The organism is Bradyrhizobium sp. USDA 4474, assembly GCF_054057515.1.
Window position 1 is genome coordinate 7161004 of sequence record NZ_JBSRZJ010000002.1, and the last position, 24021, is coordinate 7185024.

Below are 24021 nucleotides of genomic sequence, written 5' to 3' on the forward strand. Positions count from 1 at the left end.
GAACCAATGGCCGAGACCTATCCAACTCCCCGTTTTGGAGCACCCCGAGAGCCGAAAACGCCCGTGAATCCGGGCAGCCGGCTCGTGCTGATGCTCGACTTTGTCACCACCAGCCACGCGCGCGCTGTGGGCTTCCTGGTGCTGTGCGCACTGTTGCTGTTCTTGCCCGGCTTCTTCACCATCCCGCCGGTCGATCGCGACGAGGCGCGCTTCGCGCAGGCGACCAAGCAGATGGTCGAGAGCGGCGATTATGTCGACATCCGCTTCCAGGAGGACGTCCGCTACAAGAAGCCGGTCGGCATCTACTGGTTGCAATCGGCGGCCGTCGAAGTCGCGACGGCGCTGAAGCTGCCCAAGGCCGAGCTGCGGATCTGGGTCTACCGGCTGCCCTCGCTGATCGGGGCGATCGGCGCAGTGCTGATGACCTATTGGACGGCGCTCGGCTTCGTGACGCGGGCGCGCGGCTGTGCTTGCCGCGCTGCTCATGTCCGCCTCCGTGCTGCTCGGCGTTGAAGCGCGGCTCGCCAAGACCGACGCCATGCTGCTGTTCTGCGTGACCGCAGCCATGGGCGCCATGGCGCGGGCCTATCTGTCCTGGCAGCGCGCCGAGGACGAGACCCATCCGCCCTGGAGCTGGCCCGCGATCTTCTGGACCGCGCTCGCCGTCGGCATCCTGATCAAGGGCCCGCTGATTCTGATGTTCGCAGGTCTGACCATCGTCGCGCTCGCGATCCAGGACCGCGATTCCTCCTGGCTGTGGCGCTTGCGCCCCGTCTGGGGCTTGATGTGGATGTTGGTGCTGGTGTTGCCCTGGTTCATTGCGATCTTCTGGCGCGCCGGCGATGCCTTCTTCGCTGATTCCGTCGGCGGAGACATGCTGAGCAAGCTCAGTGCGCAGGAATCCCATGGCGCGCCGCCCGGGGTTTATCTGGCGCTGTTCTGGATCACCTTCTGGCCGGGTGCGCCGCTCGCGGCGATGGCGGCGCCTGCGGTGTGGCGGGCGCGACGCGAACCCGGCGCGCAATTTCTGTTGGCCTGGCTGATCCCGTCCTGGATCGTGTTCGAAGCGGTTCTGACCAAGCTGCCGCACTACGTGCTGCCGCTCTATCCGGCGATTGCGATCCTCACGGCCGGCGCGCTGGAGCGGAACGTGCTGTCGCGCTCGTGGCTCGCGCGCGGCTCGGCCTGGTGGTTCCTGATCCCGGCAGGCGGCTCGATCATTGCGGTGGTCGGCGCGGTGATGCTGACACGCCAGCCGGCGTTCGTCGCCTGGCCGTTCATCGCGGCTTCGCTGATCTTCGGCCTGTTCGCCTGGTGGCTGTTCGACACCAACCGCGCCGAGCGTTCGCTGCTCAACGCGCTGGTCGCGGCGCTGATGCTCGCCGTCGTGGTCTACGGCATCGTGCTGCCATCGCTGACGCCGCTGTTTCCGAGCATCGAGATCGCACGCGCGCTGCGCAACGTCACTTGCGTTGGGCCAAGGGCGGCCTCCGCCGGCTATGCCGAACCGAGCCTCGTGTTCCTGACCGGCACCCAGACGCTGTTGACGGACGGGTCGGGCGCTGCCGATTTCCTCAGGCAGGGAAGCTGTCGCTTCGCGCTGATCGAACAGCGCTCGGAGCGCAGCTTCGTGCAGCGCGCCGAGGCGATCGGACTGCGTTACAAGGTCGGGGCGCGCATCGAAGGCTACAATTTCTCGCAGGGACGCGCGATCTCGATCTCGATTTTCCGCTCCGAAGGCACCGAATAGGATGGCCGGCTCGACCACCCTCGCGCCGCGCGCGAGCTATCCCGCGCAGCTGCTTGCCGTCGCGGGGCACGCGCTGGCGCAGCTCGCGCGCTCACCCTCGCATTCGCGCCGCGCTGCGGCTGCGCGAACTCTGGCGCGGCATTCGCTGTGGCTCGGCGCAGCGGGTGCAACGCTCGTCATCGTGCTGATGCTCGCTTTCGACCGGACCGAAATCCAGCTGATGCCGGCGCGTGGCACGCCGGCGCTCTGGCCGATCCGAATCCTCACCGATTTCGGCAAGGATGTGAATGTGCTCACGGCGCTGGGCGTTGCACTGGTGATCGTCGCGCTTCTGGCTGCCGGAACGCACGGTACGCGCCGCGCGCTCCTGCTCGGGTTCGGCACAAGGCTGCAGTATCTGTTTCTGTCCGTAGCCCTGTCGGTGTTCGTGGCCGAAATCCTGAAATATCTCATCGGCCGCGGACGTCCCTTCGTCGGCGGCAAGGCCGATCCGTTCAACTTCATGCCCCTTGATGGCTCGGGGGCATATTCCAGCCTGCCGTCGGGACATGCGGTGACGGCGTTTGCACTGGCATTTGCCGTCGCGGCGCTGTGGCCGCGCCTGCGCGTGGTGATGTTCACTTACGCGATCGTGATCGTGCTGACCCGCCTGGTGCTGCTGGCGCACCACCCGAGCGACGTCACGGCCGGTGCTCTGGTCGGCATGGTCGGCGCCATGGCGGTCCGTTACTGGTTTGCGGCGCGCCGGCTGGCCTTTGGCATCAGCGCCGACGGCACCATCGTGCCGCTTCCGGGGGCGCTTCCCGGTCGGCTCAAAAGGGTTGCCCGCGGGGCATCCGCCCCATAAAAGCGGCTGCTTCCCGGGAAGCGGGTTCCCAGGATGCAAGGCCAAATCCAACCACGAGCTTTCGATTTGTCGTCGTCCCAGCCTTCGGTTTCCATCGTCGTTCCCGTGCGCAACGAAGCCGACAACATTGCACCCCTGATCGAGGAGATCGCGGCCGCGCTCGATGGCCGCTGGGCCTATGAGATCATCTATGTCAATGACGGCTCGACCGATGCGACCGGCGAGCGGCTCGTAGGCATCATGGCGCAGCGGGACAATCTGCGGCAGTTGCGTCACGCCAAATCCGGTGGCCAGTCGGCGGCGGTGCGCAGCGGCGTGCGGGCGGCGCGCGGCGCGATCGTGGCGACGCTCGATGGCGACGGCCAGAACAATCCCGTCTTCCTCCCGGACCTGATCGCGGCGGTCGAGAAGGGGGCCAATATCGGCCTCGCCGCGGGACAACGCGTCGGGCGCAAGGACACCGGCTTCAAGAAACTCCAGTCGCGGGTGGCCAACAAGGTCCGCAACGCAATCCTGCAGGACGGCACGCGCGACACCGGCTGCGGACTGAAGGCGTTCCGGCGCGAGGTCTTCCTGTCGATGCCCTATTTCGACGGGCTGCACCGTTTCCTGCCGGCGCTGGTCCGCCGCGAAGGCTTTGACATCGCCTATGTCGACGTGATCGACCGGCCACGCCATTCCGGCGTGTCCAATTACGGCTTCTTCGACCGGCTGTGGATCGGGATCATGGATCTCGCCGGCGTGTGGTGGTTGATCCGCCGCAAGAAGCCCACTCCAGACGTGACTGAGGTAAAGGCATGATCATTCAATTCGGTCAGGCGTTGCACAACTATTTCTACGACGTCTTCGTCGCCAAGTTCGATTTCTGGCTCGCCTTCGGCCTGGTCGCGCAATTGTTCTTCACCGCGCGTTTCCTCGTGCAGTGGATCGCGAGCGAGCGCGCCGGCAACAGCGTGGTGCCGATGGCGTTCTGGTTCTGCTCGATGGGCGGCGGCCTGATGACACTGGTTTACGGCGTCGTGAAGCGCGAGCCCATCATCATCCTCGGACAGGCGCTCGCGACGATCATCTATGTCCGCAACATCATGCTGATCATCAAGAACCGCGGCCGGACGTCGAAGACGCTGGAGCGCTGATCAAGGGGCGCGTGGACATGCAAATCTCCGCATGCGCAAGCTACCGGTAATTCTGGTCGTATCGGTCCTTCTGGTCGGGCTGATCCTGCTCGGGCTCGGCCTTTTCGATCTCGGCAGCACGGTTGCGTTCCTCGCGAGAGCGGAGCAGACCGAGGCGCGCTTCGCCGGCGCCATCGCGCGAAGCGGGGGAAATCATGGCGGGACCTTTCTCTATCCGACGTTTCAATTCGTGACGCGTGACGGACGCGCGATAACCATCACGTCCTCATCGGGCTCGACGGCACAGCCCTATGCCGATGGCGAGCAGGTCAGGATCGCCTACGATCCGCAGCAGCCCGAAGGTGCGCGCCTGCTCTCGTTCCTGACGCTGTGGATCGCCCCGACGCTGCTTTGCGCGGCGGGGCTCCTGCTTTCGGGAGGAGCGGTTCTGGTTCGCGCGGCCCTAACGCGGCAGCGCCGTCGCGCCTGAGGCGGGCAGGGCGGCTTCCGCCTCGGTCCGGCGATAGGGCTCGCCGGCCGCATCCAGCACGGGATAGGCGACCGAGCAGATGTGCGAATGGATGCGGCGCAGATCGCGCAGCACGTCCAGATGCAGCGAGGTGGTCTCGATCGTCTCCGGGCGGCCCTCGCGCAGGCGGTCGAGATGGCGTTCGACGGCAGCGAGCTCGGTGTTCTTCAGCGCGGTCTTTTCCACCAGCAGCTTCCGGGCCTCGTTGGCATCGCCCGACATGAACACGCCGAAGGCGATCCGCAGCGAATCCATCGTGCGCTTGTGGAACGCGGCCAGCTCCTCGGCGCCCTCGGCCGAGAACTGGAAGCGCCGCTTGATCTTCTTGGTGGCGAGCTCGCTCAGATTCTTGTCGATGATGTCGCCGATATGCTCCAGATTAATCGCGAAGGAGATGATCTCCATCGCACGCCGGCCCTCGCTCTCGTCGAGGCTGCCGCGGGTCAGCTTCGTGACATAGAGCCTGATGGCCTCGTCGAGGCTGTCGACGATGTTGTCGGTCTTCGAGACCTGGTCGACCAGGGAGCGATCGCCGGTCATCATCGCGGCCATCACCTTGCGCAGCATGGTTTCGACGAGGTCGCCCATGCGCAGCGTTTCGCGCGCGGCATCGGCCAGCGCGAGCGACGGTGTCTCCAGCGCGCTTTCGTCGAGGTAGCGCGGCCGGGCTGGGTCGGTTTCCTCCACGCGATCAGGCAACAGGCGGGTCAGCAGGCGCGACATGATGTCGAGCAGGCCGACGAAGAGGATGGCCGTGCCGACGTTGAAGGCGGTGTGGAAGGCGGCCGTCATCCGGGCGAGATCCGGCTGCCAGGCATGCATGAGCTGCGTGATCGTAGCCAGGAACGGCAAGACCAGCGCAATGCCGACCACGCGGTTGATGAGATTGCCGATCGGCAGGCGGTAGCTCGCGGGATCGTCGCGCTTTGCGCCTTCGAATACCGGGTTGATGGCGCTGCCGAGATTGGCCCCGAGCACCAGGGCGAGCGCCGCGGAGGGCGTGATGAACTGCGAATAGGCCAGCGACATGACCAGCAGCACGCTGGCGACGCTCGAATGCACCGCCCAGGTCAGGAGTGCGGCGACGACGATGCACAGAATGGGGTCGCCGGTAATGGCCGACATCACGACGCGTACGCCGGGAGCGTTCTCCGCCGGCGCCAGCGTGTCGAGCAGGATGTGCAGCGACAGCAGCATCAGGCCGAGACCGATGCAGACGCGGCCGATATCCTTGATCCGCGAGCGGGGACCGGCGCGGAAGGCGACGAGGCCGAGCACGAACAGCACGGGAGCAACGGCTGCGATGTTGAACGACAGCGCCTGCACGATCAGCGTCGTGCCGACATTGGCGCCCAGCATGATGGCGAGCGCGGCGACGAGGCTGAGCAGGCCCTCGGCGGCAAAGGAACTGGTGAGCAGCGCGGTCGCCGTGCTGCTCTGGAGCAGCGCGGTGAGGCCGAGGCCCGCGGCAAACGCGCTGAAGCGGTTGCCGAGTGCCTTGCCAAGCACACGTCGCAAGTCGGGACCAAAGGCGCGCAGAATGCCGCTTTGGACCATATGCAGGCCCCACAGCAGCAGCGCTACGCCGCCCATCAGATCGAGCAGAACCAACGTTCCCATGCTCCGTGTCCGGATCAGAGTCGACTGGTGAGGCTAGCGCCAAATGATCGGGGATCAAACCCTTTGTTGGCACGTCGGCGTCAACGTCTCCGCGGAGTGCTCGTTCCCCCGCGGCGCGGCTGCGCGTCCCCCGCGGCGCGACTGCGCGTCCCCGCGGCGCGGCTGCGCGTCCGCCGCGGCGCGTCTTGGTGCGTCCGCAGGCGCATTGCCTCGTAACAGAGTCACATTGCCGCTTTGAGGGCAGCAAAGCCGCGATCGAGATCGGCCCTGAGATCGTCGACGCTCTCGAGTCCGATGTGAAGTCGCAGCGTCGGGCCGCCCGGCGCCCACCTGGTCGCGGTGCGATAGGTATCGCAATCGAAGGGAATCGCCAGGCTCTCGAACCCGCCCCATGAGAAGCCCATGCCGAACAGCTCGAGCGTGTTGAGCATTGTGTCGACGGCGCTCTGCGGCGCCGGCTTCAGCACGATGCTGAACAGGCCGGAGGCGCCGGTGAAATCGCGCTTCCAGATCGCGTGGCCCGGATCGGTCTCGAGCCCCGGATGCAGGACGCGCGCGACTTCGGGACGCGCCGCAAGCCAGTGCGCCATGTCGAGGCCGGAGCGATAGTGCTGCGCGAGCCGCACCGACAGCGTGCGCAGGCCGCGGAGCGCCAGGAAGACGTCATCGGGGCCGGCGCAGACGCCGAGCAGGCGGATGCCTTCGGCAATCTGCGGCCAGGCCTTGGCGTTGGCCGAGATGGTGCCGAACATGATGTCGGAATGGCCGCCGATATATTTTGTGGCGGCCTGCATGCTGATGTCCACACCCTGCTCGAGCGAGCGGTGATACAGCGGCGTCGCCCAGGTGTTGTCGTCGATGACGAGCGCGCCACGCGCATGCGCCACTTCGGCAATGGCGCGGATATCAGGCATCTCGAACGATTGCGAGCCCGGCGCCTCGACCAGCACGGCACGGGTGTTGGGCTTGAGCAATTTTTCGATGCCGGCGCCGATCAGCGGATCAAAGTAAGTGGTCTCGACCCCGTAGCGGGCGAGCATGCCGTTGCAGAAATTGCGCGAGGGTCGATAGATGTTGTCGACGACCAGTAGATGGTCGCCGGTCTTCAGCACCGAGAGCAGAGTGGTGGAGATCGCCGACAGGCCCGACGGTACGATGCCGACACCCGCGCATTGCGGTCCTTCCAGTGCCATCAGCGTGTCCTGGAACGCACGCGTGGTCGGGGTGCCGTGGCGGCCATAGGTGAACTCGCCCCGATGGGCGTGCAGGTCCTCGGCGGTCGGATAGAGCACGGTGGAGCCGTGGAACACCGGCGGATTGACGAACCCCTTCTGCGCCTTGGTGTCGCGGCCGGAGGTGACCAGCCGGGTATCGGCATGCTGCTGTGCGGGGTGCGAGGAATCCATGCGTCTGCTTTCAAAACAGCGTTTCCGCCGGGCGCGGATCGCACGGCCGGGGCGGCCCGGAGGCCGCGGACGTTAATAACAGAACACAGAAGAGTCCCGTCAACCCCTTGACCCGGCTCGCCAGTCGTTCTGTGATGCGCAGGTGCTATTCAGTCGCCGCATGTTGAGGGGCCTGCCGCGACCTTCGATCCATCGTTTGACCGAACCTTGCGTCACAGCCACAACGGCGGGCGCCTTCGGCGGGGATTAAGGTATGGCCTCCCAGGATCGGCGAGTGTTCGGCAAGGTTTTCCAGCATGACTCTTGCAAGGCAGATCCCAAGTAGGATTGCCCTGGCGGAGACGATCCTGAGACAACGTTCCTGACCTTGAGACGACTTTGAAAGGCCTGAAACCATGAAACGCGTAACCCTGGCTCTCTCTCTTGCTCTCGCCGCCGGCCTCTCTGCCCAGGCCGCCAACGCGCAAACGCTCAAGACCGTCAAGGATCGGGGCATGCTGTCCTGCGGCGTCAGCCAGGGCCTGCCGGGCTTCTCGTCGCCAGATGACAAGGGCAACTGGACCGGGCTGGACGTCGACGTCTGCCGCGCCGTTGCCGCCGCGATCTTCAACGACCCGACGAAAGTGAAGTTCGTGCCGACCTCGGCCAAGGACCGCTTCACCGCACTGCAATCTGGCGAGATCGACGTGCTCTCGCGCAACACCACCTGGACCCTCTCGCGCGACACCTCGCTCGGCGCCAATTTCACCGGCGTGACCTATTATGACGGGCAGGGCTTCATGGTGAAGAAGTCGCTCAAGGTGAATTCCGCGCTGGAGCTCAACAGCGCATCTGTTTGCGTGCAAACCGGCACCACCACCGAGCAGAATCTGGCCGACTACTTCAAGGCCAACAACATGAAGTACGAGGTGATCGCGTTCGGCACCAACGACGAAACCGTCAAGGCCTACGAAGCCGGGCGCTGCGACGTCTTCACCACCGACCAGTCCGGCCTCTACGCCAACCGTCTGAAGCTCGCCAACCCCAACGACCATATGGTTCTCCCGGAAATCATCTCGAAGGAGCCGCTCGGACCGATGGTACGCCACGGCGACGACCAGTGGTTCGACCTCGTGAAATGGACGCTATTCGCCATGGTGACCGCCGAGGAACTCGGCATCACCTCGAAGAATGTCGACGAGAAAGCCAAGATGGAGAATCCGGAGCTGAAACGCGTCCTCGGCACCGACGGCAATTTCGGCGAGCAGCTCGGCGTGACCAATGATTGGGTGATCCGTATCGTGAAGGCCGTCGGCAATTACGGCGAGATGTTCGATCGCAATGTCGGCTCCGGCTCGCCGCTCGCCATCAACCGTGGTCTGAACAATCTCTGGAACAAGGGTGGTCTTCAGTACGCGCCGCCGATCCGCTGATCCCGCTCGATCAGCCGGCACACGGCAATGAGCACCGAGGCTCGTAAACCGCCGCTCCAGATCGCCCTGAAGATCAGGCGCCTTCTGGGTGGCAAGGCAGGCTGGAACGGCGTTGCCGTCCAGTTTGCTTTTGCGGCGGTGTTGGGCTGGGTCGCCTACGAGATCATCTCGAATGCGCGAGCCAACCTTGAAAAACAGCACATTGCAGCCGGCTTCGGCTTCCTTGCCAACAACGCCGGCTTCGACGTCAACCAGACCCTGATTTCCTACACCGGCTCCGACACGTTCCTGCGCGTGTTCGTGGTCGGGCTTCTGAATACGGTCGTGGTCTCGGTGGTGGGCATCGTGTTCGCCACCTTGATCGGCTTCGTCGTCGCGCTGTGCCGGCTCTCGCCGAACTGGCTGGTGTCGCGCGTCGGCGAGATCTATGTCGAGATCATCCGCAATTTGCCGCTGCTGTTCCAGATCCTGTTCTGGTACCTGGCCGTGCTCGCGGCGCTGCCCAATCCCAGGCAGAGCATTTCGTTGCTGGGCATCGCCTTCATCAGCAATCGTGGCCTCGTCATTCCTCAGCCGATTGGCCAGCCCGGGCTGGAGCCGTTCGTGGCGGCCCTGGTGTTCGGCATCGTCGCGGCGCTGGGCTTGCGCATCTATGCGCGCCGGGCGCTGTTCCTGCGCGGGCAGTTGATCCGCATCTGGCCTTACGTGCTGGGCCTGTTGATCGGGTTGCCGCTCGTCACGATGGCGGTGTTCGGTCTGCCCTTCACGGTCGAGCTGCCGCAGCTCAAGGGTTTTAATTTCGCCGGCGGCGCGCGCATCATTCCGGAATTCGTGGCGCTGACGCTGGCGCTGTCGACCTACACGGCTGCCTTCATCGCCGAGATCGTGCGCGCCGGTATCCTGTCCGTCCACACAGGGCAGATGGAGGCGGGAGCCTCGCTCGGCCTTTCCCGTGGCAACACGCTGCGGCTGATCGTGGTGCCGCAGGCCATGCGCGTGATCGTGCCGCCGCTCACCAATCAGTACCTCAATCTCACCAAGAATTCCTCGCTCGCGGTCGCGATCGGCTATCCCGACCTGGTATCGGTATGGGCGGGCACGTCGCTGAGCCAGACCGGGCAGGCGATCGAGATCATCGCCATGACAATGGGCGTCTATCTCCTGATCTCGCTCTTCACCAGCGCCCTGATGAGTATCTATGGCTGGCGACTTAGCCGGAGTCTCGGCGCATGAGCGACATCACCGCCTCGTCCTTCGTCCGCCAGGACCTGGTCACCGAGCGTCCCGCGCCGATCAAGACATCAGGGCTTGTCGGCCTGCTGCGCACCCGCCTGTTGAACTCGCCGACCAATATTCTGCTCACCATCGTCGGCCTCCTGCTGCTCTGGTTCACGATCATTCCGTCCGTCCGATTCCTTGTCGTCGATGCGGTCTGGACCGGCAGCGACCGCGGCGCCTGCCTGACCGAGAACGCCGGTTCCGCGGTCGGCGCCTGCTGGCCCTACATCCAGGCCAAGCTGCCGCAGCTGATCTACGGCTTCTATCCCGAGGCCGAGCGCTGGCGGGTCAATCTTGCACTGATCTTGGCTGCAGCCCTGCTGCTGCCGCTGCTGATTCCGCGGCTGCCGGCCAAAGGCCTCAACGCCGGCCTGTTCTTCCTGGCCTTTCCTGCCGTGGCGTTCTTCCTGCTCCATGGCGGCGGCATCACCGGATTCGGCCTGAGCTGGACGGCCGGCCTGCTTGAATTGTTCGATGACAGCATCGTCAGCGCCGGGCAGGTCGTGCTCGGCCTGAGTGGGACGTCGGCCATCGCGCCGCTCCTGTGGCTCGTTGGTCATCTCATCGCGCTGCTCGGAATCGCGTTTCACTGGCTGATCTTCCCGCTGAGCTGGCTGCGCGACCAGATCCAGCAGACAGGCCAGCCGGTCTGGGTCGACCTCGTCCTCACGGCCGCATTCGTCTCGCTGACCGGCTTTGTCCTCGGTGGCGGCATGCGCGGCGGCTGGCGCGCGCTCGGGTCCTGCATCGCCACCTTTGTCGCCGTCGCGATCATCATCAAGCTGATGGGCCTCGACCGCGGCGGGCTGCCGATCGTCGCCACCAATCTCTGGGGCGGCCTGCTGGTGACACTGGTGGTCTCGGTCACCGGCATCGTCACCTCGCTGCCGATCGGCATCGCGCTGGCGCTCGGCCGGCGCGCTTCCATCCCCCTGATCCGAATCTTCTCGATTGCCTTCATCGAGTTCTGGCGCGGCGTGCCGCTGATCACCGTGCTGTTCTTCGCCACCTACATGCTGCCGCTGTTCCTGCCGGGCAATTTCTCCGTCGATGGTCTGGTGCGCGCGCTGATCGGCATCGCATTGTTCACCGGGGCCTACCAGGCCGAGAACGTTCGCGGCGGGCTCGCTGCGATCCCGCGCGGGCAGAGCGAGGCGGCGGCGGCGCTCGGGCTGTCGTGGTGGAAGACGACCTCGCTGATCGTGCTGCCGCAGGCCCTGCGTCACGTCATTCCGAACCTCGTCAACAGCTTCATCTCGCTGTTCAAGGACACCTCGCTGGTCTCGATCGTGGCGCTGTTTGACCTGTTGGGCTCGCTCCGGGCCTCGTTCTCGGACCCGAAATGGGCGACGCCGTCGACGGCGTTCACCGGCTTTGCCTTCGCCGGCATCATTTATTTCCTGTTCTGCTTCGGAATGTCGCGCTACTCACTTTTCGTCGAGCGCCGTCTCAACGCCCACCGCCGCAACTGATCGAGGCCGTCATGCCTGCTGACCCCATCGTCAACATTTCCGGCCTCAACAAATGGTACGGCGAATTTCACGTGCTGCGTGACATCGACCTCGAGGTCGTCAAGGGCGAGCGCATCGTGATCTGCGGCCCGTCAGGCTCGGGCAAGTCGACCCTGATCCGCTGCATCAACGCGCTGGAGGAATTTCAGGAGGGCCAGATCGTCGTTGACGGCATCGAGCTCGGCCCGAACTTGAAGCATGTCGATGCCGTGCGGCGCGAGGTCGGCATGGTGTTCCAGAGCTTCAATCTGTTCCCGCACCTGACCGTGCTGGACAATTGCACGCTGGCGCCGATCTGGGTGCGCAACATCCCCAAGAAGGACGCCGAAGAAACCGCGATGAAATTCCTGGAGCGGGTGAAGATCCCGCACCAGGCCAACAAGTTTCCCGGCCAGATGTCGGGCGGCCAACAGCAGCGCGTCGCCATCGCGCGCGCCCTCACCATGAATCCGAAGGTGATGCTGTTCGACGAGCCCACCTCGGCGCTCGATCCTGAAATGGTCAAGGAGGTCCTCGATACCATGGTCGATCTTGCCGGGGAGGGCATGACCATGCTGGTCGTCACCCACGAGATGGGCTTTGCCAAGGAAGTCGCCAACCGCGTCGTGTTCATGGACGCCGGCCAGATCATCGAGGCCAACACGCCGAACGAATTCTTCGCCACCCCGCAGCACGCCCGCACGAAGCTGTTCTTGAGCCAGATCCTGCGCTGATCTCGCAGATTTCCGCAGGCGGTCGTGACGACCGCGATCTGCCTTGCGATCGCAATGGCGCAGAGCGAGCGCCTTACACCAACCCCTTTCGAGCCGCCCGTGCGCGCCGCCAACAAGAAGTCCACGTCGGACCACCGCCTTGCACGCGTCTCGCAAGGCAGGGCGCGTCCGACCTGGAGCCGGCGCCTGACTGTCCGGACCTAGACGAACGGCAATTTGATGTTGCTGCGCTTCTCCAGCCATTCCGGCACAGGAAGGTTCTTGGCGCGCATGAAGTCGGCGTTGAACAGTTTTGACTGATAGCGGCTGCCGGAATCGCAGAGAATGGTGACGATGGTCTTGCCCGGCCCGAGCTGCTTGGCGAGGCGCATCGCGCCCACAATGTTGATGCCAGTCGAGCCGCCGAGGCACAGGCCTTCGTGCTGGAGCAGCTCGTAGATCACCGTAACAGCTTCGGCATCGGGAATGAGGAAGGCATCATCGACCTTCGCACTCTCGACGATTGCGGTCGCGCGACCGAGGCCAATGCCTTCCGTGATGGAGTCGCCGGGGCTCGCCTTGGCGGTGCCGGTCTTGAAATATTCGAACATGGCGGCGCCGTGCGGATCGGCGCAGGCAATCCGGACGTCCTTGTTCTTCTCTTTCAGATAGCGGCTGGTGCCGGCGAGCGTGCCACCGCTGCCGACTGAGCAGACGAAGCCGTCGACCTTGCCGCCGGTCTGCGCCCAGATCTCGGGGCCGGTCGACTCATAATGCGCCTTGGCGTTGTCGAGGTTGTTCCACTGGTCGGCGAACAGGACGCCGTTCGGCTCGGTCTTGCGCAGCTCATCGGCAAGGCGGCGGCCGACATGCTGGTAATTGTTCGGGTTGGAGTAGGGCAGCGCGGGCGATTCCAGCAGCTGGGCGCCGCACAGCTTCAGAAAATCCTTCTTCTCCTGGCTCTGCGTCTCCGGGATCACGATCAGCGTGCGATAGCCGCGCGCGCTCGCCACCACCGCGAGGCCGATGCCGGTGTTGCCGGCGGTCGCTTCCACCACGAGGCCGCCCGGCTTCAGCTCGCCGCGCTTCTCGGCTTCCTGAATCATCCATTTGCCGGCGCGATCCTTGACCGATTGGCCAGGATTCATGAACTCGGCCTTGCCGAGGATCGTGCAGCCGGTCAGTTCGGACGCGCGCTTGAGCTTGATGAGCGGGGTGTTGCCGATGGCTTGGACAACGTCGTTTTTGATGGTCATGTCAGGCAATACCGGCTGGTTCGCGATTGGACGCGACCCTAAAGTAGGGTCGCAGGACACACAAGGCGAGGGCGCACACTCATATTGCTGAATTGCGAAGGTGGCTTGCCCCAACGGATCGGCTTCGTCCCACCGGATCGAAGGCGACGATCGAAAGGCTCACAATCGCAGGATAGCGAAGCGGGCGAGAACGATGTGGCTGCAATACCACATGAAATCTTCGTAAGCTTGGTTGTGTTTCTGAGCCTGTTGGAAGCTGAAAAAAGTCTGCAAGACAGGCACTTCTTACATTTCGAGAGCCCCTGCGCCGGCGCGTTCGGCTGTGCGTTTCGCAGGTGCGGGACTGTCCCGCGGTTCCGCGCCCGGCTAGTATTGCTTCCAGGTTCTGCAGAAAGCATCACGCTGTGAACGAGTTGGATCAACGCCTCCTGCCGTCTGCCCGCGAATCGGCTAATCCGGCCGCGCGGCGGCGGCATGTTCTGCCCGGCGGGGGGTGGATGTGACACAGCGGGTTCCGGCCGTTGCCGTCAGGCAATTCCTTGGTCGCGCGTTCCGCACGCTGCGAGCGGTCGCAGTCGTGTGCCTGGCGTCGAGCTCGGGCGCCTGCGTGCTGACCCAGGACCTTCCCGATCCCGCGCTCGATGTCCCCGCGCAATACAAATATGCCGGCAAGACGGATGCGCCGCCGACTCTGGATTGGTGGCGCGGCTTCCGCTCGGCGGAGCTGACACAGCTGATGGAGGAGGCGCAGACCGTCAACCTCGATATCGCAGGCGCGGTCTCGCGCATCGTCGAGGCCGACGCCCAGGCGCGGCAGGCCGGCGCGGCGCTGCTGCCGAGTTTGTCGGGCAGCGGGCAGGAAACCTATTCGCGCACCTCGGGCTCGAGTTCGTCGGGCCTGACCAACGGCGGCCGCGAGGTCGTCAACTACTCCGCGTCGCTCAGCGCCAGCTACCAGCTCGATTTCTGGGGCCAGAACCGCGACGCCCTCCAAACGGCGGAGGAGACCGCCAAGGCCAACCGCTTCGACCGCGACACCGTCGCGCTGACGACGCTCGCAGCGGTCGCCAATGCCTATTTCCAGGTGCTGTCGTCGCAGGATCGGCTGCGCACCGCCCAGCGCAACATCGCCAGCGCCCAGCGCATCCTCGATGCCATCCGCGAGCGCCGCAAGGCCGGCACGGGTACCGATCTCGACGTCGCCCAGCAGGAGAGCGTGCTGGCCAATCAGAAGGCGCTGGTGCCGCCGCTGCGCCAGACGCTCGACCAGAACAGCAACGCGCTCGCGGTGCTGGTGTCGCGTCCGCCCGAGAGCGTCCGCCTTGCGGGTGGCTCGCTGGACAGGATCGCCATCCCGCGCGTGACGCCCGGGCTGCCGTCGGAGCTGCTGACGCAGCGGCCGGACATCCGCCGGCAGGAGGCGCAGCTGGCCTCCGCCACCGCCAATATCGGCAACGCCCGCGCGCAATTCTTCCCGACCATCCAACTCACCGGCAATGGCGGCTACCAGAGCTCGGCACTGGTCTCACTGTTCCAGCCGCACGCAGCGTTCTTCCAGCTTGTCGGCAGCGCGACGCAACCGATCTTCGACGGGGGCAAGATCCTCGGCAATTTCGAATATGCCAAGGCGCGGCAGGAGGAATTGCTGCAAACCTACCGCAAGACCATCGTCCAGGCCTTCACCGACGTCGACAACGCACTATTTTCAATCAAGCAGACCACGATCAAGCTGCAACTGCAGCGCGATGTCGTCAACGCCTCGCGGCGCGCCTTCGATCTTGCCGAGCAACAGCTGCGCGCCGGCACGGCCGATATCGTGACCGTGCTCAACACCCAGCTGACGCTGTTCCAGGCCGAAGACACACTGTCGCAAGCGCAGCTCGCACGCCTTCTCGCCATCGTCAGCCTGTATCAGGCACTCGGCGGCGGCTGGGAGCCGCGAATGGAGAAACCGGTCAATGCTCTTTAAGCCGGATATGAAGGTCAACGCGAAAGACGGGACGGCGAAGAAGTCGCGCGGCCGCGGCTTCGTCATGACGCTGATCACGCTCGCGATCCTCGGCGGCCTCGGTTATCTCGGCTGGTCCGTGATGCATCAGCAGCCGCAGCAGCAGGCGAACGGACGCGGCCAGCAGCGCCCCGATCTGCCGGTGCCGGTGCTGGCGGCGACGCCCAAGGTTCAGGACGTGCCCGTCTATCTCGACGGCGTCGGCGCGATCCGCGCGCTCAACACCGTCACTGTCCGCTCGCAGGTCGACGGCAAGCTGATCGCGGTGAATTTCACCGAAGGCCAGGACGTCAAGAAGGGCGACGTGCTGGGTGAGATCGACCCCGCGCTCTACCAGGCGACCTACGACCAGGCGGTCGCCAAGAAGGCGCAGGACCAGGCCCAGCTCGCCAACCAGCGCATCGACCTGACGCGCTACGAGCAGCTGGCTGCCTCCAATGCCGGCTCCAAGCAGCAGGCCGACACCCAGCGCGCGGCGGTCGCGCAGACCGAGGCGCTGGTCAAGGCCGATCAGGCCGCGATCGACAATGCGGCCGCGACGCTGAGCTATACCAAGATCGTGGCGCCGCTGTCGGGCCGCGTCGGCCTCCGTCAGGTCGACCAGGGCAACATCATCCACGCCTCCGACACCACCGGCCTGGTCGTCATCACCCAATTGCAGCCGATCGCGGTGTGGTTCAGCCTGCCGCAGCAGCAGATCATGCGGGTCAATGCCGCCGCGGCGAAGGGCGCGCTGTCGGTCGACGTGTTCGGCAATGACGGCGTGACCGTGATCGACACCGGCAAGCTCACCGGCATCGACAACCAGGTCGACCAGACCACGGGCACCCTCAAGCTCAAGGCGGAATTCCCCAACGCCAACTACCAGCTCTGGCCGGGCCAGTTCGTCAATGTCCGCCTCAAAGTCGAAACGCTGAACCAGGCGCTGGTGGTGCCGACTTCTGCGGTGCAGCGCGGACCGATCGGCACGTTCAGCTATGTCATAGGCGAGGACAACGTGGTTACGGCCAAGCCCGTGACGGTGACGCAGCAGAACGAGCATGATGCAGTCATTGCGAGCGGCCTGACGGCGAACGACAAGGTCGTTACCACGGGCTTTGCCAATCTGTCCGATGGCTCCAAGGTCATCATCGGCCGCGACGAGCAGACGCCGTCGGCCGACCTCGCCCCGCGCAAGCGCACGCGCGCTCCGCAGGCTGACGGGAAGGGCGGTCAGGCCAAGGATGGCCAGAAGGATGGCCAGAAGGATGGCCAGAAGGACGGACTGGGCAGGGACGGTGATTTCCGCGCCAAGCGGAAGAGCAGCGAGGGCGATCAGAAGGGCCAGACTGGGCCTGCGCCGGGGCCGGGGGCTCAACCATCGGGGGCTCAACCATCCGGATCTGGAGCCAAGCAGCCATGATCCCGGCAACAGCCGCCTGAGCGGCAGGCGCATCACATGGGTGTCTCCGAACCCTTCATCCGCCGTCCGATCGCGACCTCCCTTCTTGGCATAGCGCTGCTGATCGGCGGGCTGCTGGGTTATTTCGCGCTGCCGGTCTCGGCGCTGCCGCAGGTCGACTTTCCCACCGTGCAGGTATCGACGCAGCTGCCAGGCGCGAGCCCCGACGTGATCGCCTCGCTGATCACGGCGCCGCTGGAGCGGCAGCTCGGCCAGATCCCGTCGCTGACGGCGATGAACTCGACGAGTTCGTTCGGCGTCAGCCAAATCTCGCTCCAGTTTGATCTCAACCGCGACATTGACGGCGCCACCCAGGACGTGCAGGCCGCGATCAACGCCGCTGCCGGCGTCTTGCCAAAGACGCTGCCTTATCCGCCGACTTACGCCAAGGTGAATCCGGCCGACGCGCCAGTGATGACACTGGCGCTGCGCTCGGACACGATCTCCCTGCGCGCGATGAGCGACATCGCCGACACGCTGCTGGCACAACGGCTCAGCCAGATCTCCGGGGTGGGGCGCGTCTCGGTGCTTGGCGGGCTGAAGCCGGCCGTGCGCATCCAGGCCGATCTGGCGCGGCTTGCCGCCTACGGCATCGCGATGGAGGACTTACGGGCCGCGATCGCCAACGCCAACGTCTCCGGTCCGAAGGGCTCGCTCGACGGGGCGCAGCAATCCTACATCATCGCGGCCAACGACCAGATCGCCGCCGCCGACGCCTACAGGCCTGTTATCGTCGCCTACCGCAACGGCTCGCCCGTGACGATCGGCGACGTCGCGCAGATCGTCGACGGGCTCGAGAACGACCGCACCGGCGGCTGGTACCAGGGCACGCCGGCCGTCATCATCGACATCCAGCGCCAGCCCGGCGCCAACGTCATCGATGTCGTCAGCCAGATCCGCGCCGAGATCCCGAAGGTGCAGCGGGCGATTCCGGCCGGCGTCAAACTGACCATCGTCTCCGACCGCACCGTCACCATTCGCGCTTCCGTCCATGACGTGCAGTTCACGCTCGTGCTTGCCGTCGTGTTGGTGACGCTGGTCGTGCTGCTGTTCCTGCGCTCGCTGCGCGCAACGGTGATTGCCGGCGTGGCGCTGCCGCTGTCGCTGATCACGAGCTTTGGCATCATGTATTTTGCCGGGTTCAGCCTCGACAATCTCTCGCTGATGGCGCTGACGATCGGCACCGGATTCGTGGTCGACGACGCCATCGTGATGATCGAGAATATCGTCCGCCATATGGAGAACGGCGACAATGCGATGCAGGCGTCGCTGAAGGGCGCCAGCGAAATCGGCTTCACCGTGATCTCGCTGACGGTGTCGCTGATCGCGGTGTTCATCCCGCTATTGTTCATGTCGGGCCTCGTGGGACGCATGTTCCGCGAATTCGCGTTGACCTTGACCATCGCGGTCGTGACCTCGGCGGTGGTGTCGCTGACGCTGACCCCGATGATGTGCTCGCGGCTGCTCAAGCACGCCCACGAGGAACTGGCGGTGCCGGGGCTTGCCGCCATCAGCCGCTTCATCGACCGCACCGTCGAATTCTATCGCCGCACGCTGCTCGTGGTGCTGCGCCACCAGCGCACCACGCTGGTCGTCACTTTTGCGACGCTGGCGGCAACCCTCGTTCTCTACGTCGTCGCGCCAAAGGGGTTTCTGCCGCTGCAGGATACGGCGTCGATCACGGCGGTGACCGAAGCCGGGCCCGACGTCTCCTTTGCGGAGATGCAGAAGCGGCAGGCCGAGGCTGCCGACGCGATCAAGGCTGATCCTGACGTCACAGGCGTGGTCTCGGTCATTGGCGCCGGCTCGGTCAATCCGACCACCAATGTCGGGCGCCTCGTCATGACGCTGAAACCGCGCGGCGAGCGCGTCGACGATGTCGGCGTGGTCATTGCGAGGTTGAAGGACAAGGTCTCCGGCATTCCCGGCATGACCGTCTATTTCCAGCCGGTGCAGGACGTGCAGATTTCGACCCAGTCGAGCCGCTCGCAGTACCAGTATACGCTGACAGGTACCGACGCGACGCTGGTGTCGGAATGGGCCCGCAAGCTCGTCGACGAGATGCGGCGCGATCCCTTGTTCCGCGACGTCTCCTCGGAAGCCCAGGAAGGCGGCCTGCGCGCGCAGCTGGAGGTCGACCGCACCCGCGCCGGCCAGCTCGGCGTCAGCCTGCAGGCCATCACCGACACGCTCAACGACGCCTTCGCGCAGCGCCAGATCTCGACTATCTATGGCCAGGCCAACCAGTACCGCGTGGTGCTGGAGGCGTTGCCGATGTACCAGCGCGATCCCTCGATCCTGTCGAAACTGTACTTGCCGGGCGGCGCCAGCTCCTCCGCGGTCGGTGCGCCCAATGCCCAGGTGCCGCTCGACGCGGTGGCGACGTTGAAGCGCACCACGGCGCCGCTGGCGATCTCGCACCAGGCCCAATTCCCGGCGATCTCGCTCAGCTTCAATCTCGCGCCGGGCGCGGCGCTCGGCGATGCCGTCGATGAGGTGAAGTCGATCGAGACTCGCATCGGCATGCCCAACAGCATCGTCGGCGTCTATGCCGGCGATGCCGCCGAGTTCGCCAAGGCGCTGGCCGGCCAGCCCTGGCTGCTGCTCGCCGCAGTGATCACGATCTACATTGTGCTGGGCGTGCTCTATGAGAGTTACATCCACCCGATCACGATCCTCTCGACGCTGCCGTCGGCGGGCGTCGGCGCCATCCTGGCGCTGATCCTGTGCGGGCAGGATCTCTCGGTGATCGGCCTGATCGGCATCATTCTCTTGATGGGCATCGTCAAGAAGAACGCGATCATGATGATCGACTTCGCACTCGAAGCCGAGCGCGGTCAGGGCATGCCGGCCCACGAAGCCATCGTGCAGGCCTGCCTGTTGCGCTTCCGTCCGATCATGATGACGACGCTGGCCGCGCTGTTCGGCGCGCTGCCGCTCGCGATCGAGAGCGGCACGGGCGCCGAGCTGCGCTTCCCGCTCGGCATCTCCATCATCGGCGGCCTGCTGCTGAGCCAGTTGCTGACGCTCTACACCACGCCCGTGATCTATCTCGCGCTCGACCGCATCAACCGCCGCCTCGAGCAGGCGCTGCCGCCGCCCGAGCCCGAGGCGCCGACGGCCGGCGCGACCGAGGGGATGCAGTGATGGCGTCGATCTCGGAGCCCTTCATCCGCCGCCCGGTCGCGACCACGCTGCTGTCGATCGGTCTGTTCCTGCTGGGGGCCGTCGCCTACGAGTTCCTCCCCGTGGCCTCGGTCCCGAACGTCGATTTCCCCGCCATCTTCGTCTCGGCGAGCCGCCCCGGCGCCGATCCTTCGGTAATGGCGGCAACCGTCGCCGCGCCGCTGGAACGGCGGCTCGGCGAAATCGCGGGGATCAACCAGATCACGTCGACGAGCTCGCTCGGCACGGCGAACATCCAGCTCCAGTTCGACATCGGGCGCAACATCGACAAGGCGGCGCGTGACGTGCAGGCCGCCATCAACGCCGCGCTGGTGGATTTGCCCAGCGATCTGCCGGCGCTGCCGCGCTTTCGGAAAGCGAACACGGCCGGCGCGCCTGTCTTCGTGCTGGCGCTGACATCCAAGACACTGTCCGCCAGCGCGATCTACGACGTCGCCGACACCGTGCTGGCGCAGCGCATCTCGCAGGTACCCGGTGTCGGCGACGTGACGGTATCCGGCGCGGACCAGCCGGCGGTGCGGATCCAGCTCAATCCGGTGGCGCTGTCGAATGCGGGAATCGCGACCGACGACGTACGGACCGCGATCATCAACGCAAACCCGCTAGGTCCGGTCGGAATCTTCAACGGCGAACGCCAGAGCGAGACGCTGTCGCTGAACAAGCAGATGCGCACCGCGCAGGAATTCCGCGACATCGTCATCAAGAGCTCGGGCGGCAACTTCGTCAAGCTCTCCGACGTTGCCGAGATCGAGGACGGCGTCCGCAATGCGCGCTCGATCGCCTGGTTCAACAAGCAACCGGCGGTGCTGATCCAGATCACCAAGCAGGGCGACGCCAACGTCATCGACACCGTCGACCGGGTGAAGGCGCTGATCCCCGAGCTGAAGCAGTGGATTCCGGCCGGTGTCGACGTTTCCACGCTGGTCGACCGCACCTCGACGATCCGCGCCAGCGTCATGGACATGCAGTGGACGCTGCTGGCGACCGCAGTTCTCGTGATGGTCGTGGTGTTCGTGTTCCTGCGCCGGGTGACGCCGACCATCGCCGCCGGCATCTCGGTGCCGCTGGCGTTGGCCGGCACTTGCGCCGGCATGTGGGTCGCCGGCTTTTCGATCGACAATCTGTCGCTGATGGCGCTGGCGATCTCGGTCGGATTCGTGGTCGACGATGCCATCGTCATGATCGAGAACATGTTCCGCAATCTCGAGCACGGCATGCGGCCGATGCAGGCGGCGCTGGAGGGCGCCAGGCAGATCGGCTTCACGGTGGTCTCGATCAGCCTGTCGCTGATCGCGGCGTTCACCCCACTGATCTTCATGGACGGCATCGTCGGCCGCCTGTTGCGCGAATTCTCGCTGACGCTGACCTTCGCGATTCTGGTCTCGACCCTGGTGTCGCTGACGGTCACGCCGATGATCTGCGCCCATTATGTCAGGCAGACCACGTCGGGGTCCGCCACGCTGTTCGACCGCCTGATCGAAGGCTCGCTGTCGCGTGTCGTCGCGTTCTACACCCGGACCTTGCGCGCCGTGCTCGAGTTTCCGCTGCTGACGCTGCTGGTGTTCTTCGCCACCATCGCCCTGACGGTGGTGCTCTACATCAAGGTGCCGAAGGGCTATTTCCCGACGGATGATTCCGGCTTCGTGATCGGCGCGACGCGGGCCTCGGCCGACATCTCGTTCCAGTCGATGCTGACGCTGCAGCAGCGCCTCGCCGACATCGTGATGCAGGATCCGGCCGTGGCCGGCATCGGCTCGACGGTCGGCAGTGGCGGTGGCCCGGGCGGCGCGACCTCGAACCGCGGCGTCATGTACATTAGCCTAAAGCCGCCCGAGGAGCGCGACCACGTCTCGACGCAGGTCGTGATCGACCGGCTGCGGAAGGCACTGTTTCCCGTGCCCGGCATCCGTCTCTTCATGTTCGCCGCCCAGGACGTCCGCGCCGGCGGCCGGCAGAGCGATTCGAACTATCAATACACACTGTCGAGCACCGACCTCGACCTGCTGCAGAAATGGGCGCCGATCGTGGCCAAGCGCATGGAGACGGTCGAGGGCATCACCGATATTTCCAGCGACCGCGATCCCGGTGGACTTCAGCTGACATTGAACATCGATCGCCGCAAGGCCGCAGCACTCGGCGTCAAGGTCCAGGACATCGACAATGCCTTGAACAACGCCTTCTCGCAGCGGCAGATCTCGATCATCTACACCCAGCGCAACCAGTACATGACCGTGCTGGAGATCGATCCGAAATTCCAGGTCGATCCCTCCAACCTCGAGCGCATTTACGTCGCCGGCGCGGGTGACGTGCAGGTGCCACTGTCCGCCGTGGTGCATGCGAGCCGCGGGCTCGCTGCGCTCGCAGTCTATCATTCGCAGTCGGTGCCCTCGACCACGGTGTCGTTCAACACCTTGCCTGACGTGGAGCTCCAGGCTGCCACGCAGAACATCCAGCGCGCGGTCGACGAATTGCACATGCCCGAGGGCATCCGCGGCAGCTTCGACGGCAACGCCGGTGATTTCGCCAAGACCAGCGGTCGACAGCCGCTGCTCATCCTTGGCGCGCTGGTGGCGATGTATATCGTGCTAGGGGTGCTCTATGAGAGTCTCGCTCATCCGCTCACGATCATCTCGACGCTGCCCTCGGCCGGTTTGGGCGCGCTGCTCGCGCTGCAGATCACCACTACGCCGCTGACGGTGATCGCCTTCGTCGGCATCATCCTCTTGATCGGAATCGTCAAGAAGAATGGCATCATGATGGTCGACTTCGCGCTCGATGCCGAGCGCCAGCGCGGCCTGTCCTCTGCAGAAGCCATCTTCGAGGCCTGCCAGGCGCGCTTCCGCCCGATCCTGATGACGACCATGGCGGCGCTGTTCGCCGGCATTCCGCTGGTCATCGCGACCGGACCGGGCACCGAGCTGCGGCGCCCGCTCGGCATCACCATCATCGGCGGTCTGTTCGTGTCGCAGGTCCTGACGCTCTACACCACGCCCGTGATCTACCTCCTGATCGATCGCCTGCGCCGGAGATCCGAGCCACGCGCGCTGGCAGCGCCGGCGGAATAGGCGGGTTGTTGAACCACCATACGAAGCGTATAGCGGCGATCATGTCGAACCCTGAAACCACGGCCGCCGTGGCCGAGCCGATTCCCGAATGCCCGCACTGCCGGAAGCCGATGCCGCTCTGCATCTGCGACAGTATCACGCCCATCGAAAACAAGCTCTCGCTCCTGATCCTGCAGCATCCGCAGGAGCAGGACAGGGCGCTCGGCACGGCGCGGCTGCTGGCGAAGCATTTTGAGGATGCCACCGTGCGGGTCGGCCTGTCCTGGCCGAGCCTGTCCAAGGCGCTCGGGCATCCGATCGAGAACGCCTCGCACTGGGCCGTGCTGTATCTCGGCTCGGCCCGCGCGGCCGACCTCGATGTCGACGGCGAGATCGTCGCACTCAACCGCAAGGGCGAGGTCGCGGACAACCAGCGGGCCATTCTGGGAAAGCTCGAAGGGGTGGTGCTGCTCGACGGCACCTGGAGCCAGGCCAAGGCGCTGTGGTGGCGCAATCCCTGGATGCTGAAATGCCGGCGCGTGATCCTCAATCCGGCGCACCCGTCGCGCTACGGTCGCCTGCGTCGCGAGCCACGCAAGGACGGGTTATCGACCATCGAGGCGGCGGCGACATTGCTGGCCGGGCTCGAGCGGCGCCCCGATATCGCCGAGACGCTGAACGCCAGCTTTGAGCGGCTGTTGACACGCTACCGCGAGGTTCAGGCCGAGATGCCCGAACTCGCGCCGAAGCCGGCACCGAAAGGCCGCCGGCGCGATTTCCGCCGTGGCAAGAAGGGTTGAGCCGCGCGGCTGGTTCTCGACGCTTTCCTCGCCTGCGGAACCGCATTGGCGGCGGAGGGCGGGAAGACGCTGTCATAGATCGCGCGCGCCTCGCGAATGAGGCGAGCCCGTTCCAACTCGGATTTG

General features: G+C 65.2%; 16 protein-coding genes and 1 pseudogene. 14 read left to right on the top strand and 3 right to left on the bottom strand.

Going from position 1 to position 24021, the window contains the following annotated elements:
* Window positions 1-6 precede the first annotated feature (6 nt).
* From ACVW16_RS35360 to ACVW16_RS35380, 5 genes and pseudogenes are all read left to right on the top strand, one after another.
* Window positions 7-1750, top strand: a pseudogene (locus ACVW16_RS35360) (ArnT family glycosyltransferase).
* A gap of 1 nt (window position 1751) precedes the next feature.
* On the top strand, window positions 1752-2597 hold the full coding sequence (locus ACVW16_RS35365; protein WP_456735078.1) for a phosphatase PAP2 family protein: 846 nt from the start codon (window positions 1752-1754) through the stop codon (window positions 2595-2597).
* A 66-nt stretch (window positions 2598-2663) separates the two neighbouring features.
* Window positions 2664-3398: a glycosyltransferase family 2 protein gene (locus ACVW16_RS35370; RefSeq protein WP_456735079.1), complete on the top strand. Its 735-nt coding sequence runs from the start codon at window positions 2664-2666 to the stop codon at window positions 3396-3398.
* Complete coding sequence (locus tag ACVW16_RS35375) at window positions 3395-3733, top strand: lipid-A-disaccharide synthase N-terminal domain-containing protein (RefSeq protein ID WP_456703522.1); 339 nt, start codon at window positions 3395-3397, stop codon at window positions 3731-3733. The genes ACVW16_RS35370 and ACVW16_RS35375 overlap by 4 nt, the downstream gene beginning before the upstream one ends.
* Before the next feature lie 31 nt (window positions 3734-3764).
* The gene (locus ACVW16_RS35380) at window positions 3765-4202 is read left to right on the top strand and encodes a DUF3592 domain-containing protein (protein ID WP_456703523.1); all 438 of its coding nucleotides are present in this window, start codon (window positions 3765-3767) and stop codon (window positions 4200-4202) included.
* Here the strand turns inward: ACVW16_RS35380 and ACVW16_RS35385 are convergent.
* Together ACVW16_RS35385 and metC are read right to left on the bottom strand one after the other, a co-directional pair.
* Window positions 4176-5861: a Na/Pi cotransporter family protein gene (locus ACVW16_RS35385; protein ID WP_456735080.1), complete on the bottom strand. Its 1686-nt coding sequence runs from the start codon at window positions 5859-5861 to the stop codon at window positions 4176-4178. The two genes, ACVW16_RS35380 and ACVW16_RS35385, sit on opposite strands and share 27 nt — an antisense overlap.
* A 221-nt stretch (window positions 5862-6082) precedes the next feature.
* Window positions 6083-7267, bottom strand: a complete 1185-nt coding sequence (metC, locus tag ACVW16_RS35390) for a cystathionine beta-lyase (RefSeq protein WP_456735081.1) — start codon at window positions 7265-7267, stop codon at window positions 6083-6085.
* A gap of 395 nt (window positions 7268-7662) precedes the next feature.
* Here metC and ACVW16_RS35395 point away from each other — a divergent pair, with 395 nt between their 5' ends.
* From ACVW16_RS35395 to ACVW16_RS35410, 4 genes are read left to right on the top strand one after another with little or no spacing between them, the layout of a single operon-like run.
* The gene (locus ACVW16_RS35395) at window positions 7663-8679 is read left to right on the top strand and encodes an amino acid ABC transporter substrate-binding protein (RefSeq protein WP_456703526.1); all 1017 of its coding nucleotides are present in this window, start codon (window positions 7663-7665) and stop codon (window positions 8677-8679) included.
* A 27-nt stretch (window positions 8680-8706) separates the two neighbouring features.
* Window positions 8707-9912, top strand: a complete 1206-nt coding sequence (locus ACVW16_RS35400) for an amino acid ABC transporter permease (protein ID WP_456735082.1) — start codon at window positions 8707-8709, stop codon at window positions 9910-9912.
* On the top strand, window positions 9909-11429 hold the full coding sequence (locus ACVW16_RS35405; protein WP_456735083.1) for an amino acid ABC transporter permease: 1521 nt from the start codon (window positions 9909-9911) through the stop codon (window positions 11427-11429). The genes ACVW16_RS35400 and ACVW16_RS35405 overlap by 4 nt, the downstream gene beginning before the upstream one ends.
* Window positions 11430-11440: 11 nt before the next feature.
* Window positions 11441-12181 carry an amino acid ABC transporter ATP-binding protein gene (locus ACVW16_RS35410; protein WP_092232907.1) on the top strand — a complete coding sequence of 247 codons (741 nt, stop codon included), beginning with the start codon at window positions 11441-11443 and terminating at the stop codon, window positions 12179-12181.
* Between the two features lie 200 nt (window positions 12182-12381).
* On the opposite strand, the gene ACVW16_RS35415 is transcribed toward ACVW16_RS35410, so the two are convergent.
* The gene (locus tag ACVW16_RS35415) at window positions 12382-13416 is read right to left on the bottom strand and encodes a cysteine synthase A (RefSeq protein ID WP_456703529.1); all 1035 of its coding nucleotides are present in this window, start codon (window positions 13414-13416) and stop codon (window positions 12382-12384) included.
* Between the two features lie 493 nt (window positions 13417-13909).
* Between ACVW16_RS35415 and ACVW16_RS35420 the strand changes: the two genes are divergently transcribed.
* From ACVW16_RS35420 to ACVW16_RS35440, 5 genes are read left to right on the top strand one after another with little or no spacing between them, the layout of a single operon-like run.
* Window positions 13910-15385, top strand: a complete 1476-nt coding sequence (locus ACVW16_RS35420) for an efflux transporter outer membrane subunit (protein ID WP_456735084.1) — start codon at window positions 13910-13912, stop codon at window positions 15383-15385.
* Complete coding sequence (locus tag ACVW16_RS35425) at window positions 15375-16826, top strand: efflux RND transporter periplasmic adaptor subunit (RefSeq protein WP_456735085.1); 1452 nt, start codon at window positions 15375-15377, stop codon at window positions 16824-16826. The genes ACVW16_RS35420 and ACVW16_RS35425 overlap by 11 nt, the downstream gene beginning before the upstream one ends.
* A gap of 36 nt (window positions 16827-16862) precedes the next feature.
* Window positions 16863-20012, top strand: a complete 3150-nt coding sequence (locus ACVW16_RS35430) for an efflux RND transporter permease subunit (RefSeq protein WP_456703532.1) — start codon at window positions 16863-16865, stop codon at window positions 20010-20012.
* Entirely contained in the window at window positions 20012-23116 is a 3105-nt protein-coding gene (locus ACVW16_RS35435) for an efflux RND transporter permease subunit (RefSeq protein WP_456735086.1), read from the top strand. Before ACVW16_RS35430 ends, ACVW16_RS35435 begins: the two co-directional genes overlap by 1 nt.
* A gap of 41 nt (window positions 23117-23157) precedes the next feature.
* Window positions 23158-23895, top strand: a complete 738-nt coding sequence (locus ACVW16_RS35440; RefSeq protein WP_456735087.1) for a tRNA-uridine aminocarboxypropyltransferase — start codon at window positions 23158-23160, stop codon at window positions 23893-23895.
* Window positions 23896-24021: the final 126 nt, after the last annotated feature.

Excerpts from the sequence above, each read along its gene's own strand:
- ACVW16_RS35435 (WP_456735086.1), top strand. The coding sequence starts at position 20,012 with ATGGCGTCGATCTCGGAGCCCTTCATCCGCCGCCCGGTCGCGACCACG.
- ACVW16_RS35395 (WP_456703526.1), top strand. The coding sequence starts at position 7,663 with ATGAAACGCGTAACCCTGGCTCTCTCTCTTGCTCTCGCCGCCGGCCTC.
- ACVW16_RS35410 (WP_092232907.1), top strand. The coding sequence starts at position 11,441 with ATGCCTGCTGACCCCATCGTCAACATTTCCGGCCTCAACAAATGGTAC.
- ACVW16_RS35415 (WP_456703529.1), bottom strand. The coding sequence starts at position 13,416 with ATGACCATCAAAAACGACGTTGTCCAAGCCATCGGCAACACCCCGCTC.
- ACVW16_RS35440 (WP_456735087.1), top strand. The coding sequence starts at position 23,158 with ATGTCGAACCCTGAAACCACGGCCGCCGTGGCCGAGCCGATTCCCGAA.
- ACVW16_RS35365 (WP_456735078.1), top strand. The coding sequence starts at position 1,752 with ATGGCCGGCTCGACCACCCTCGCGCCGCGCGCGAGCTATCCCGCGCAG.
- ACVW16_RS35380 (WP_456703523.1), top strand. The coding sequence starts at position 3,765 with ATGCGCAAGCTACCGGTAATTCTGGTCGTATCGGTCCTTCTGGTCGGG.
- ACVW16_RS35425 (WP_456735085.1), top strand. The coding sequence starts at position 15,375 with ATGCTCTTTAAGCCGGATATGAAGGTCAACGCGAAAGACGGGACGGCG.
- ACVW16_RS35375 (WP_456703522.1), top strand. The coding sequence starts at position 3,395 with ATGATCATTCAATTCGGTCAGGCGTTGCACAACTATTTCTACGACGTC.
- ACVW16_RS35385 (WP_456735080.1), bottom strand. The coding sequence starts at position 5,861 with ATGGGAACGTTGGTTCTGCTCGATCTGATGGGCGGCGTAGCGCTGCTG.
- metC (WP_456735081.1), bottom strand. The coding sequence starts at position 7,267 with ATGGATTCCTCGCACCCCGCACAGCAGCATGCCGATACCCGGCTGGTC.
- ACVW16_RS35400 (WP_456735082.1), top strand. The coding sequence starts at position 8,707 with ATGAGCACCGAGGCTCGTAAACCGCCGCTCCAGATCGCCCTGAAGATC.
- ACVW16_RS35430 (WP_456703532.1), top strand. The coding sequence starts at position 16,863 with ATGGGTGTCTCCGAACCCTTCATCCGCCGTCCGATCGCGACCTCCCTT.
- ACVW16_RS35405 (WP_456735083.1), top strand. The coding sequence starts at position 9,909 with ATGAGCGACATCACCGCCTCGTCCTTCGTCCGCCAGGACCTGGTCACC.